Source organism: Hyphomicrobium sp. MC8b, assembly GCF_905067615.1.
Lineage (GTDB): Bacteria > Pseudomonadota > Alphaproteobacteria > Rhizobiales > Hyphomicrobiaceae > Hyphomicrobium_B.
In genome coordinates, this window is the sequence record NZ_LR898465.1 from 3,067,052 (window position 1) to 3,079,993 (window position 12,942).

The 12,942-nt window shown below is 55.8% G+C and carries 11 protein-coding genes; 5 read left to right on the plus strand and 6 right to left on the minus strand.

Features of this window, described 5'->3' with window-relative positions; all coding sequences use genetic code 11:
* Positions 1–47: 47 nt before the first annotated feature.
* The 4 genes from ACLB1Z_RS14900 to ACLB1Z_RS14915 form a co-directional block, all read right to left on the minus strand.
* Positions 48–1,007: a glycosyltransferase family 2 protein gene (locus tag ACLB1Z_RS14900; RefSeq protein WP_409560543.1), complete on the minus strand. Its 960-nt coding sequence runs from the start codon at positions 1,005–1,007 to the stop codon at positions 48–50.
* A 19-nt stretch (positions 1,008–1,026) separates the two neighbouring features.
* A complete protein-coding gene (locus tag ACLB1Z_RS14905; protein WP_409560544.1) occupies positions 1,027–2,544 on the minus strand; it encodes a lipopolysaccharide biosynthesis protein in 1,518 nt (505 codons plus the stop codon).
* Between the two features lie 384 nt (positions 2,545–2,928).
* Positions 2,929–4,524, minus strand: coding sequence for a polysaccharide biosynthesis/export family protein (locus ACLB1Z_RS14910; RefSeq protein ID WP_409560545.1), 1,596 nt, complete (start codon positions 4,522–4,524; stop codon positions 2,929–2,931).
* 335 nt (positions 4,525–4,859) lie between these two features.
* Positions 4,860–5,855 (minus strand): glycosyltransferase family 2 protein, encoded by a 996-nt coding sequence (locus ACLB1Z_RS14915; RefSeq protein ID WP_409563281.1) that lies wholly within the window; start codon positions 5,853–5,855, stop codon positions 4,860–4,862.
* A 320-nt stretch (positions 5,856–6,175) separates the two neighbouring features.
* Here ACLB1Z_RS14915 and ACLB1Z_RS14920 point away from each other — a divergent pair, with 320 nt between their 5' ends.
* The 5 genes from ACLB1Z_RS14920 to ACLB1Z_RS14940 all read left to right on the plus strand — a co-directional run bounded on the left by ACLB1Z_RS14920 (position 6,176) and on the right by ACLB1Z_RS14940 (position 10,889).
* Entirely contained in the window at positions 6,176–6,643 is a 468-nt protein-coding gene (locus ACLB1Z_RS14920) for a hypothetical protein (RefSeq protein ID WP_409560546.1), read from the plus strand.
* A 247-nt stretch (positions 6,644–6,890) separates the two neighbouring features.
* Positions 6,891–8,387: a UbiA family prenyltransferase gene (locus tag ACLB1Z_RS14925; protein ID WP_409560547.1), complete on the plus strand. Its 1,497-nt coding sequence runs from the start codon at positions 6,891–6,893 to the stop codon at positions 8,385–8,387.
* An 8-nt stretch (positions 8,388–8,395) separates the two neighbouring features.
* Complete coding sequence (locus ACLB1Z_RS14930; RefSeq protein ID WP_409560548.1) at positions 8,396–8,770, plus strand: EamA family transporter; 375 nt, start codon at positions 8,396–8,398, stop codon at positions 8,768–8,770.
* A 43-nt stretch (positions 8,771–8,813) separates the two neighbouring features.
* A complete protein-coding gene (locus tag ACLB1Z_RS14935; protein ID WP_409560549.1) occupies positions 8,814–9,980 on the plus strand; it encodes a hypothetical protein in 1,167 nt (388 codons plus the stop codon).
* Positions 9,981–10,055: 75 nt separating this feature from the next.
* Complete coding sequence (locus tag ACLB1Z_RS14940; RefSeq protein ID WP_409560550.1) at positions 10,056–10,889, plus strand: FkbM family methyltransferase; 834 nt, start codon at positions 10,056–10,058, stop codon at positions 10,887–10,889.
* 39 nt (positions 10,890–10,928) lie between these two features.
* On the opposite strand, the gene ACLB1Z_RS14945 is transcribed toward ACLB1Z_RS14940, so the two are convergent.
* Positions 10,929–11,219 (minus strand): hypothetical protein, encoded by a 291-nt coding sequence (locus ACLB1Z_RS14945; RefSeq protein WP_409560551.1) that lies wholly within the window; start codon positions 11,217–11,219, stop codon positions 10,929–10,931.
* 116 nt (positions 11,220–11,335) lie between these two features.
* Positions 11,336–12,811, minus strand: coding sequence for a cellulose biosynthesis protein BcsS (gene bcsS / locus ACLB1Z_RS14950; protein WP_409560552.1), 1,476 nt, complete (start codon positions 12,809–12,811; stop codon positions 11,336–11,338).
* Positions 12,812–12,942 lie beyond the last annotated feature (131 nt).

Sequence of the window (12,942 nt, forward strand, 5' to 3'; positions counted from 1 at the left end):
GCCGGCATGAGCGCCATTCGATTTGGATCGCCTTAACTGAGGGTGGCCTAGGGCGAGGCGCTCAGCTTTCGCTTTATTGCGCTGAGCTTTGCCTCGGCGACTTCGCGAGCCATATAGGGGACGCTTGCAAGTGACTTCGAGATAGCGCCAAGCGCTCCCACAAGCCCATGCTCGCGCTTGGCATCCAACAAAATCCGGAAGTCCCTATTGTTCCGAGTTGAAACTAACAATCTTTCGAGCGAGGGAGCGTACCCATCGTGACCCAATGCAGCGTCGAGTTCCGTCAGGGCGCGATAGAGTTCGGCGATGTCCTGGGTGCGATGGGAGCCGCTCAACGACGTGGGGTGTTCGACCGCGAAATAACCGCAGCCCGCAACCAGCTTAAATCGCGCGTTGCGGCGGAGTGCATGGGCATACAGGATCAAATCTTCGCCCAGGCGCAGCCGTTCGTCATACCGCAGGGCATGCGTCTGCAGAAACTCTCTCCGAATGACGGGTTTCAAAAACCCCAGTTCGCGGCGAACACGATCCTTGCGTGAGATATTCCCAGCAAGAAAGGCATCTAGGCTGAGCTGAAGCGGCAGTTTTGTCGCCTTCGGCAACAGCCTATCGAGGATGCTTTCGCCGCGGTAATCAGCCGTGAAGAACAGATCGTCGGCGAGGAAATCCCAGTCGTCTCCTCCCGCTGAAAACAGCCGCTCAAGACGATCCGGCGCCATGTAATCGTCGGCATCCAGGATACAAATGAACGGCGACGTCGAGGACTCGATTGCTATGTTGCGGGCTCTGGACGGCCCGACATTCTGCTCGAGGCGCAAAATCTTAAGTCGTCCCGATCCATCATCGGCGAACGCGGCAACAGCTGCAGTATCATCACGCGATCCGTCGTCGACGAAAATGACTTCTCCGGCCAAGGACTGGCGCAAAGCCGAACTGACGGCGTAAGCCGCGGTCGCCGAGGCGTTCTTGGCTGCAATCACTACCGCTGTCGATCCGACGACGCCCATCTGACCGGCTATCCTTGGATTATTCTTTTCTCACGGACGTCCGCGAGACCACAGCCAACCTGACAGCTTTCAAATTTTGCACCGTCGCTGGTGAAAACAAGACCGCGGCTGCGGCATCCAATAAGCGATCTATCTCATTTTTAATGGGATGGCCCGTCAAATGGATTGCGAAGAACCACGAGATGGCCGAGAGAATGCCTGCGCCGACGCCGATCGCCACTGGCATTTGCTCCGCTCCGTCCGCAATGATTGCCGCGAGTATCAAAGGTACTGCGCTCACGAGGGTCACGATAAAACTTTTTTTCAAAGCACGTAGAACGTCGTTTTGAGGCAATGAGATGTGTTTACTGACGAAATGAAGTGAGACCGCGACTGTATACATATTCGTCAAAACAAAGCTCCAAGCGACGGCCATCAGCCCCCAAAAAGAAGCTGCGATCTGCACGGCAACAACGACAGGCACAGTCAGGATTGCTAGAATAGCTGTCTCGCGAACTCCTCCGGCGGCAATGAGAGCGGGACGACACAAACTGAGCGGGAAGCAAATCATCGACGACATCGCCAGCACCTGGATGATCGGAACGGTGCTACTCCACTGCGCCCCCAGCAAAATCATGACCAACGGATGAGCGAGGAGGACCACTCCAACCAATGCGGGCCATAGAAGCACGGTCACATGCTCAATACCCAACAGGAAACTCTTGCCGAGATCGCGCCCCTCGCGCGAGTGTTTGGAGAAGGCTGGTTGGAGAACGGGAGCGAAGCCAGACAATAACGTTTTGTCTGCCAGCCGGCTGATCGACAACGCGCGCTGATAGATACCGAGAGACGCTGCGCCGAGTGTCTTTCCGAAGGCAAGAAAAGGAGCGGCATCGCCAAGGTGCAACAACAGCGCCCGGGCGCTATCATACACCCCATACCTGACGACAGGCCGCCATTCCGAAAGCGAAAACCTGTAAATTGGAAACTTCGGGCCCCACATCAGGCAAAGCCCAAAATATATGACCGTCGATACGAGCTGTGCCCAAGCATAGCTCATATAGCTGAAGCCAGCGAGCGCCAGCAGGATCGTTACGACGGCATTCAAGGAACTGGTCGTCAGGCTCAGGATCGTCAGTTTGTCGAACTGAAGATTTCGGTTCAACAACGCGTAAGCCGGAGAACAGAATGATGACGTCAGCAAGCAAAACGCGGTGACATGCAAATAGGATTCGAGACCCGGCAGACCATAGAATTTTGCGATTGTTCCGGCGAAGAAATAGGTCAACAGAAAAAGCGGAAGCGCGAGCATCAGCGTAACGGTGAAAACGGACTGTACGCGTTCCGGTGTCGGATCATCGACTTGAATAATGTAGGTGCCGCTGCCGAAATCTCGGAAGATGTCGATCAATCCGAAGATTGCTAGGCCGATGACCGCGATACCAAAATCCGCCGGGGTCAGGAGGCGGGCCGTTACAATGGTCGTCGACATCCCCAGTAAGAGGACGCTATAGCGCTCAAAACTTGAAAATATCAGTCCCCTGCGAACGCTCGACATTCAAATTCTCAATTGCACATGCAGGCAGCTTTTTTGACGAATGCCGTCGTCGTCATCGCAATGACATCGATAACACATCACCATTTCTGATCCGTTATCGAATTATCGAACGATGTAAACAATCCATTCAGCAGAGAGACAATTCGCGCAATTCGTCCGCGCGCGCAGGATACGCCGCCAGCGAGGAAACAGCGTTTCTGGTTTCGAGGGTGAGGGAAAAACGAATGGGAAAAGGCCCCGTATCAAGCGAAATCTATTTACTCTGTCTATTTCGGAACGCTGACGGTCCAGCGACCTGACGACAGTTCCCCGATCCCAAAATGAAATGTGTGGAGCAACGGTGCTGCCCCACACATTCGAAGTCTCATTTTATGACAATGCGGATCAATCGGGCCGCAGCACATCTGCCCGGACAGGTTCCAGCGAGGCATGATCCGGCGCGGGAAAGACCGTGGACGGCACCATGCTCGGAGGCGCGCTGATGGGCGTCGTCTGGACGGACCGCTCCTGAATTGCCGGCTTCTGAGAGCGAAGGACGGCATCAAGCGACATGGCATCTTTCGACGTTGCCGGCATCGTCATCTCGACCTTAACCGTATCACCCGGCTGCAAAAGCGTGTCTTCCGTTGCGTCTATATTGAGCACGCCACCGCCGCTTACCTGCCGCACGATTGTGTAGTGGATCTTCGGCTCCAGAGTCGAGCTGCCGTCAGGGGCCGTGCCGCCCGTCGTAACAAGATGGAGCGGCGAGGCAACGGCCTGCGACTTGGTCTCGGCCAAAAGGCGCTGATTGACAGTTGCTTCCTGGTCGATCTGCTGCAAGCGCGCTTCCGTCGTCTGGAGTTCGACGGTCAGATCGTTGTCTCGCTTATTCTGATATTCGATACGAGAAATCTTGGTGCGGCTGACTTCCTGCTCGGCACGCGTGCGATCGCTTTCGATGCGCAGCTTCTCACCTTCAAGCTCCGCCAAGTTCCGTTGTAGACCCAGAACTCGTGGTGCAGTGGACAGCCCCTTGTCGCTCAGCCGCTTGATGCCGTCGTATTCCGAACGCAACAAATCAATCTGCTTTTGCTGGGAGTCGACGCGCATATCCAGCGTCTTGACCTCCTGCTCGAGCGAACCTTGCAACTGATCAAGCGCGATTAGCTGTGTTTCGTTGGCGCGCCGCCGCAGATCGAACACGCTCTGTTCCTTCGCCATCACAGACGACGTGGATTCGATTGCCTGGGGCGCGCTGACGGTTTGAAGTTCCGCGGGAAATGCGATGCGATCAGCTCCGCTCAGCTCTGCGTCGAGCCGAGCTTTGCGGGCGAGCAGACGCTGACGCTCCTGCTCAAGCGCCTGATAGCTACCGACCGTCGAAACGAATTCACGCTCAAGCCGCAGACCGGCGAGTGCCGAATTCCGGAACAGGCCGCCGCCGAGGCTTACGCCTTGGAGGACGTTCATGCCCGCCGCGAAGGGATATTCGCCCGATTTTTCGACCGCGCCGGTGATATAAATCGGACGGAAATCCGTAACTTCGACCGTCGTGTCCGGCTGGGTCGCAAGACCAAGCCGGTGCATCAACTGGCGGGAGATAATCATCCCCAATTCTTCAGTGGTGTAGCCGGCTGCATTCACGACGCCGACAAGCGGCATCGAAATCTTGCCTGCGGGGTCAACCGTATAGACCTGATTGAGCGCGTTCCAGCTGTAGACTTCGTCACGCGAAGGGCGCCACTCGAAGACCTGGACGCGAACGCGATCGCGTACGCCAAGCCGGTAATCAGCCATCGGATTGGACGCAACGCCTCTTTGCGCGATTACGTCACTCAGCGCGCCGTCGCGCTGTTGATCGGCAGCAGCTGTCGTGTCGTTGGGAATAACGGTTCCCAACGCGATCAGTGTTGCGAAGCTGCAAGCAACCGGCATCGAGGCCCAGAGCTTGAATGACCTGGACGCATTGGATGGCAGAAAACCAAACCGACGTCTCATAGCGAAACCCTCTCCGCACTCAATCCCAAAACAACCATCTCGTCCCGAAATCTTACTTTCAGCGGTCCCAATTCGGGACGCACAACAGCTCGGATTTCTTCGCCGAGACTCTCGCAACCAAAACTTGGCGAACGCCAAAAACCTTCCCACTGCACTCTACATCCTATCACGGCACCAGTATTTCCCTAGCGATCCAATGGGATATTCGCCTGGGGTAATCCTCTCCACCAGAAAGCCTACTAAAGAGGTAGATACGCGTTAGACGCGCTTGGGCGGTTGGTTTACCGACCAAGCAGTTGAGATGAAGCAATTGATGTGCCAATCGCGCCGCAAAACTATTTCGCATGGTTAAGACCGTTCGAATTTCCGCGCAGAAATCGGCTCAGAAAGCCCGCGGCCCAGCTCATGTGCATTGTGATTGCCGCAGGCCCGATAAGGAGAAATGACGGCTGTCGGCACTCGGCCGCGAGGTACGCTCCCCACGCCATGCACACCAGTATGTACCCAACGGGAACTAGCAACGCGATGGATCCGACGAACGGGTAAGCGGCGAGCGCAATCACGGAGGCCAGAAGGACGAACACCGGTAACATCTGGCGAAGCTTCGGCCGCATTTTATGCTTCAACAGCGTATTCGCGCGCCCCTTGCCGTGCCGAAAGTACTGTCGCGCCAGAGATGGGAAGGACGTGCGAGGATAATAGTCTATCAGCAAGCGGCCATCGTGATAAATTCTCCGCCCAGACGCGACGAGACGGGCGTCGAATTCGGCATCTTCATTATATTGGACGGTTTCATCGTAGCCGCCGAGTGACAGAAACGACTGTCGATCGAACGCGGCATGATGGCCATGATCGACGTATCCGGACTGCGATTGACGGCGGTGCGCGGAGCCTCCGTTGCCCAGTCGGCTGTTCTGAGCCGCAGCAAAGATTTTCTGAAGCGGCGAGCGGCCGACGGCGCGCATCGAAACGACGACCGAGGAGCTTGCCGTTTCACGCAGCGTCGCGACGCAATCGGAAACAAAGTGCGGCGGGTAACTGGCGTGGCAGTCCGCACGGACCAGCACTGTCGCCCTCGGATCGCAAATAGAGGCAGCGATATTCATTGCGGCGGATTGGGTGCGGCGCGTATTGTGAATGAGCTTTATGCGAGGATTAAGTTTGGCGAGTTCCTGAACGATTGCCGGCGTGCGATCGGAACTTCCGCCATCCAAAACCAACAACTCGTAATCATGCGGCTCTTGCGGTTGTAAGAGTGAGTTTATCGCTGCCGCGATGTACAATTCCTCATTGAACGCCGGCATCACGATGGCGGTGAACTGTGATGTCACTTCCGGCAAGGACGAATTTCCCACTGTTTTGCTCAATTGAGTTGCCGGTGCGCTGCCACCGCGACAGGGCTTCGTGACCGCAAACGCTGCATGGACTCGCCCAGTCGATGGCGTTGTCAAAGGTTCGGGCCAGAAAATCAGCCAAGCGTCAAATGCGCGTAAATTGCTGCGCCTGAGATGCATCAAATTTATAGGTTTTTGAAATTCAGTTAATTTAGTCTCATCATATCCGGCCGCGCGCTTCGTAGTCTCGATATCTCACGGAGGTAGGCCGTAGTCCGTGATCTTCGACAGCTATTAACCAACGCCGGAGGAGATCGATGCGACGTCGCATCGCTGGCATGATTACTGCTCATCTGCACGCCAGCGATCCCAGCGGTACCGGCCCTTACCTTTTTAAGCTGTTGCCGCGGATTGACGGTCTCTTCCTTAAGGGGTTCGTGCGCACTTTAGATACAGAGACATCTGCCATCACTCTCTCAAAGTACCTCATGTCAAAGACAGCCGTGACACTCCTGCTCGTCGGTTTCGCCCTAGCTGCGCCTCAAGCCGCGCTGAGCAGGGACGTTCATGGCATTGCCTGCGACGACGACTGCGACGACGTCGTCGCAGGCTATAAATTCGGTCAAGAGAAAGACACGCGTGACATTTCACTCTGCTACGGGCATTCAAAGGCATTCTTTCAGGGATGCTTGAAATTCATCTATGAGGCCGGTCCCGCCCATCCGCCTCCGCCGAAGCCGAAAAGCAAAAAACTGGACGACGACTTTGATACTTCGCCGGAATGAGCCCCTTTATTCCTGCCCGAAGCGACAGCGTCGGATCTTCGGCAATAAATACTCGATTAACGAGTTGACCGCAGCTATCCAATTCCGGACATTTCTTAAATTCCATCAATACTCCGGCAGTAGGACTAATTTTATTCAGCCGTTCTATGAATGCCCAAATGTCACTGGTCGTACGATCTCATGACGGGAAAAGAGATCGCTTTTGTTTCAACGCCCGGTGCCGCCATTTAATTCCGAGGGAAAGTTGATGGGTCAGCCCTTCGACATCGCACAGAAAATCCACTCGCCCGCGCCGGCTGGTGGTTCGCGGACTCTCGCCTTGAAACCGATTTGTCTCTGCTTGGAGGGTGGCCTCGTTCGTGCGAACCTTACGCAAGAACGCTTGCTGGCGATGCTCTTTAAGCCGACCGGACTGCTGGCGCTCCTTGCAAACGCCGGCGGAGGGGCCACCAAACTCCGGGAGTGCGTCTCCCGCTTCGATACGCAGGATGCAGAAACACTTCCATACAACGAGAAGCTTCTTGAATTTCTGCGGGCAGAAAAATCGAAGGGGCATCCCATCGTGCTTCTGGCCACGGCCGAAGACCCGCTGGCGCGCGCGGTGGTGGAGCATTTATCAATCTTCGACGACGTCATCTTTCTTGAACACGGCCCATCAGATAAAAATCAGATTGTCGACAGTCTCAAAGAGCGGTTCGGTGAAAGCGGTTTCATTTATGTCGGAAATGACCAAGACGCCTTAGCCGTCTGGAAAATTGCGGATGCGGCAATTGTCGTCAATGCCTCTCCGGCGGTCGTTGCCCAAGCGCAGCAATCGGCGACCATTCAAACGATCATCGACGACCGCCCGAATATCCTGGTCTCCAACCTGCGCCTTTTGCGTCCTCATCAGTGGTCGAAGAATCTACTGGTCTTCGTCCCACTCATTGCGGCGCGACTTTGGACCGATCTGGGCGCATGGGGCGACGCCATATATGCGTTTCTGAGTTTTTGCGCGATCGCGTCTTCGATCTATGTCATCAACGATATCATCGACATTTCATCGGATCGCAGACATCCACGCAAACGCAAGCGGGCGGTTGCGAGCGGAGACGTATCGATCCCCATCGCGATCGCGATTTCACTGACTACACTTTCGATCGGCCTCGTCCTGTCCTATGTCGCCGGCGTGACAACGGTCGTCGTCATCTATGCGCTGACGTCTTTGTCCTATTCGCTCGGGCTTAAGAAGTTGCCGCTCGTCGACATCTTCATTCTGGCCGCGCTTTACACGCTTCGTGTTCTCGCAGGCGGCATCGCGGTTGCGCACCCAGTCAGCTTTTGGCTGCTCGGCTTTTCGGGCTTCACATTCTTGAGCCTCTCGTCGGTCAAGAGAACAGAAGAACTGATGGCCATACAGAGATCACCCACCAGAAAAACAAACTCGGCGCGCGGTTATCTGCCCGAAGACCTCCCATTTCTTCAAATGCTCGGCTGCTCGTCGACGTTTGCTTCTAGCGTTGTTCTGGCTCTCTTCGTCGGCAGCTCCGCGGCATCTGAACAATATCGTTCGCCCGAGATTCTATGGCTGCTCGTTCCGCTCATGCTTTTCTGGCAGTGCCGGCTTTGGCTCGCAACGATGCGGGGTTGGATGCACGATGACCCGATCGTGTATGCGGCGCGCGACTGGGTTACATGGTGCGTGGTCGTTACTGCGGTTCTTATCATGTTCGCATCAGCGACCGGATTTGTTTCTTTCTACTGAGGATCTCCATGCCCATTTCTGCGCTGCTTCTGATCATCACGAGCGTGAGTTTATCGGCACTCGCCCAAATCTGTTTCAAGTTCGGGCTCAATTCATTGAGTTGGATGGACCAGCGGTCCGACATCGGCGCCATCAGCAAACTTGCGCATGCACTGATCACACCAGGCGTGCTCGCGGGCCTCGGCTGTTATGGCATTGGCACCCTTCTCTGGCTTACTGCGCTTGGCAAGGTTCAGCTCTCGCAGGCCTATCCGTTCGTCGGCCTTGGCTTTGTTATGACCGCGCTTGCGGGACATCTGCTGTTTGGCGACACGCTGAGTTCGTCGCGCATTGGCGGTACGATCCTCGTGTTCATCGGCATCTTCCTCATCGCGCAGAGGTAACTTTGGTCGGGCTCGCCACGGTTCTCATTACAACGACGCACCTATGGAACCACGCCTCAGCAGCAATGGATCGGGCATGACAACGCAAATAGACGTAGGCGTCCCTGTGTTTCAGCGTATCCGCGCTTCTATCACTTCCCGAACGGTTGCGTTTAATTTTGTGCTGATCGTTCTCTATGCCGTAACGGCCGCCGCTACGTTCCAAGGCTATTATTCGAAGTGGACGATGAGCGACGAAACGCCTTCGCAGTCTTTGATCTCAATGCTCGATGGCATCGCGGATCGCCCATACGTCTACAGACAACTGCTACCGGCGACGGCAAACCTTATAGAGAAAGCGCTACCCGAGCGGTTACGCTCCGCAATCAGCACACGCCTGGAAAACGCTAATGGCGCATTGAAAGCACCGACTGGTATCGACGCAAACAAGACCGGCTATGTTTTGCGGTATCGCATCGTTTATTACTTGACCTTTCTGTCGCTTTTCGCTGCGTTGTTCGTGCTCAAGTCGATCGGGGAATGCATCGGCGCCGGGAGGCCAGCGGCAACCGTCGCGCCGATCGTGTTTGCCATCATGATCCCTGTAATCCAAACGCGAGGCGGTTACTTCTACGACTATCCGGAATTGCTGGCGTTCGCCCTGGCGGCACGCCTCGCTTTGGCGGGCCAGGTGGGCCTTCTTCTGCTCCTTGCCGTGCCTGCGACGCTGAATAAGGAATCGTACGCGTTCTTTACTTTGAGCCTATGGCCGCTTCTGCTTTATCGCGTCTCCGGCAGGAAAGCGCTAATTGGTACTGTCGGCAGCTTAGTTATCTCCTTGGCGGCCTATGCGGTAGTCCACCAAATCTATTCTGGAAATCCTGGATCAACAGCGATTTTTCAATTCTTCAGACACTTGTCGTTTTACGCCAATCCGCTCAATCTTTTCGGCTTCGACCAGACTTACGGCCTTCCATTATTTAAAGGCTATAGCCTGATCATGTTCGCATGGATCGCCGTCTTCGCTTACTATGGCTGGCCGAATACGCCACACTACATAAAGGCGCACATCGCCATTGCGGCGATAGTCAACATTCCACTCTTTTTCCTTTTTTGCGCCGAGGGCGAAATGAGGAACCTCAGCATGCTGTATGTTGGCTTTTTCGTCTTGATGGCGATGGCAATGCAGAAATGGCTTCAAGTAAATAACCAAATAAATAGCGAACTATAGAATATCGCCGCAAGCTGACCCTAATACCTGATACCCAATCAACGTCATCTAGCCCGTAGACACAGGTCTCCAGTCATGACCACGCTCAAAAAGGTTTTACGTCTCGGCCAGATGAAGGAGGCCGTGAAATCGGCGATCACCAAGAACAGATCGACCTACCCCATAAGGATGGCGCACAGCGTCGCTCGCTTCATCGAGCAGGCATATGAGAATGAAGGCTCTGACTTCACGAGAAATGGCGAGAAAGAGCTGCTCTCCAAGTTGAGCAAAGCGAATTTCGACATCATTTTCGATGTCGGCGCAAACGTTGGGAAATGGTCCCAAACCGCTCTCGAAAACTGGCCGAATGCTCACGTACACGCGTTCGAGGTTGCTCCCAACACGTTTCGAGATTTACAGAGTGCATTTCCGGCAAACAGCAAGCGGATCACTCTGAACAACGTCGGCGTTTCTGACACTGAAGAAACGCAAACTATGTACTACTTCGCCGACGCGCCAGAACTCACTTGTGATATGCCGCGGCACGACCTGACCTCAGTCCCGTTCGAGGCAAAGATGGTTCGGCTCGATACCTATTGCGCAAAGAACGGCATCGAAAAAATCGATTTCTTGAAGATCGACGTCGAAGGCGCCGAGTATCGCGTCTTGAAAGGTTTTTCGGACTTCCTCGACGCGGGTAAAGTCAATTGTCTGCAGTTCGAATACGGGCCGTTCGCGATCGACACGCGCCATCTGCTTGCGGACTATTTTGCGACGCTTTCCAAGTCGTTCTGGATTGGAAAGATCTTTCCAGGCGGCGTGCCGTTCCAGGATTATCACTGGACGATGGAGGACTTTAAGTTCTGCAACTACTTTTGCGTGTCGCGATCGCGCCCGGATCTGAAGGCGCTCGTCGAAAGGCCGCAATAGGCGAGCGATCGCCCTCCGCGCTTATTGACGAGATCTGCTTCAACCCCGCCAGAATTGGCCACTGCTGCGCCGAGGCCCCGAGACAAGCCTAAGCGTCTGGCTGATGCGGGCGGGGCTGGCGGCGGCGGGAATGAAGAGGGTTTGAGCGCGGCCGGTGCAGTCGTCGAACTGGATTCGGAACGCATCTTTCAGCAGATTTGAAAGCTCGATCTTGATCGCGTCAATGCCCAGCATGTTGGCGACGTCGCGGATCAAACCAGCACGCTCGGTCAGATTTCTGTTCGGGGCAATTGTCGGGCGGCGGGGTGAGTTGTAGTTGCTCAGTTTCATTGTCGAACACTCGCTGTCATTTCAACGGGTATCGAGCAAGCGCCGGGCCAAGGCCCGGTTCTGAAGCTAGAGCGACCTTAAAAAGAAAGAGGGGCATCTCTGCCCCCCTCTTGCGATCAGAAATCGATGCGGAGCATCGAGCCGCCATAGGCGCCCTCGCCGCCGGCTCGGGTTTCGCCACCATCGCTGCCGCCGGTCCACTGCTGCCCCACGTCGAAGGTCAGCTTGGCGGGCGTATTCAGCCACCACATCTGGAACGGGATCGTCGCGAAGGCACCGACGCGCGGGGCGTAATCGCCGCCGTCGCCGTAAACGGCCGCTTCAGGCCCGAACGTGATCGTGCGCGGTCCGAAGAACGACATTTCCCTGTTCCAGCCGACACGCGCCTGGCCGTAATAGGAGTCGAATGCCGTCGAGTAGCTGCCTTCGAGGCTGGCGTAATACGGCAGCGAGTCGTCCGTTTCCAACTCGCCGGCAACCTTGAAGCCGCTCTCGCCACCGACGACGTTATTGTTCGGATCAAACGGCGACAGGTGCACGCTGCGCACCTCGTAGCCGACGTAGCCGATTGCGCTCCAGGTCGGGAACACCCACTGATAGCCCAGCATCACGTCGAGCGAACGATCATCGGCGTCGACGTTGGTGTGGGGCGCAGCAGACTCATCATAGTTGTAGTCGGCGATGACGCCCTCCGAACGGAGCAGCAAGCCGTTGTGGTAGAGGTCGTTGGTCAGGCCGAAGACCGTACCGCCGTAATAATAGACCGAGTTCGATGCCGCATCGATCCCGTTATAGGTGATGACGCGCGGGCCGTGATTTTCGTCGATCGGCGTCGTGTCGCCGCCGAGGATGCGCGGCCGGTCGAGCTTATAGACGAGCGCCAGCTCACCCGTGACGATGGACGGGACTTCCTTGTCGACGTAGTGCGTGCCTTCGAAGTCGCCGGTGTTCGTGACTTCCGAGCCGAAATCCGAATAGCGGGCCTCGCCGCGAAGATAGAAATTGTCGTTCAGCTTGCGTTCGAAGCCGCCGCCGACGAAATAGCCACTGAACCAATTGCCGCCCTTACCGGGGAGCGTCGGACCGACGCCATTGGCGTCGATGTCCCACCAGCCATCATTGGAGAAATGCGCCTGGGTATAACCGGCGTTGGCGTAAATCATCGTGCGTTCGTTGATGAGGTAGCCGAGACGGCCGCCGATGGCCCAAGAGCGATCGACGACGAGACCGTCGTGAATGTCTTCGTTGCCGCGCGTGAATTCCGACGTCGAAAGATCCGCGAAGGCGCCGACAACGAACCGATCGCTGATCTGGCGATCGTAGCCGAACATCGTCGAGATGAAACCGCCATCCGCGGACTCATTCTTCGATGAGGTTGTCGGCCCATCGCCGCCGCCGCCGTTATCGTGATAGTTGTTCTTCGAGTGGTTATGGCCGTATCCGGCGCCGACACCGAAATAGAATCCGGTCCAGCTGGGAACCTCAACCTGAACTGGCGTATCTTTGAGCGAAAACGGCCCGTCCGCAAAAGCAGGTACGCTCAATGCGGGCATTGCCGCTCCACACGCAACCAACACCAGATATTTCTTCATCACCATTCCTCGGCGCGTTTTTTTGCGTCGCGCTGTTTGTCGCCGCCAAACCCTTAACAACGCGTTTGGCAGAGTCCCGATTTGGGATGAGGGAACGTGATTCGCGACGGCCCGTCGAGGATGGTGTCAAT

Bases quoted from the DNA above. Each gene is read 5' to 3' on its own strand.
- ACLB1Z_RS14900 (WP_409560543.1), bottom strand. From the start codon at position 1,007: ATGGGCGTCGTCGGATCGACAGCGGTAGTGATTGCAGCCAAGAACGCC.
- ACLB1Z_RS14905 (WP_409560544.1), bottom strand. From the start codon at position 2,544: ATGTCGAGCGTTCGCAGGGGACTGATATTTTCAAGTTTTGAGCGCTAT.
- ACLB1Z_RS14910 (WP_409560545.1), bottom strand. From the start codon at position 4,524: ATGAGACGTCGGTTTGGTTTTCTGCCATCCAATGCGTCCAGGTCATTC.
- ACLB1Z_RS14920 (WP_409560546.1), top strand. From the start codon at position 6,176: ATGCGACGTCGCATCGCTGGCATGATTACTGCTCATCTGCACGCCAGC.
- ACLB1Z_RS14925 (WP_409560547.1), top strand. From the start codon at position 6,891: ATGGGTCAGCCCTTCGACATCGCACAGAAAATCCACTCGCCCGCGCCG.
- ACLB1Z_RS14930 (WP_409560548.1), top strand. From the start codon at position 8,396: ATGCCCATTTCTGCGCTGCTTCTGATCATCACGAGCGTGAGTTTATCG.
- ACLB1Z_RS14935 (WP_409560549.1), top strand. From the start codon at position 8,814: ATGGAACCACGCCTCAGCAGCAATGGATCGGGCATGACAACGCAAATA.
- ACLB1Z_RS14940 (WP_409560550.1), top strand. From the start codon at position 10,056: ATGACCACGCTCAAAAAGGTTTTACGTCTCGGCCAGATGAAGGAGGCC.
- ACLB1Z_RS14945 (WP_409560551.1), bottom strand. From the start codon at position 11,219: ATGAAACTGAGCAACTACAACTCACCCCGCCGCCCGACAATTGCCCCG.
- bcsS (WP_409560552.1), bottom strand. From the start codon at position 12,811: ATGAAGAAATATCTGGTGTTGGTTGCGTGTGGAGCGGCAATGCCCGCA.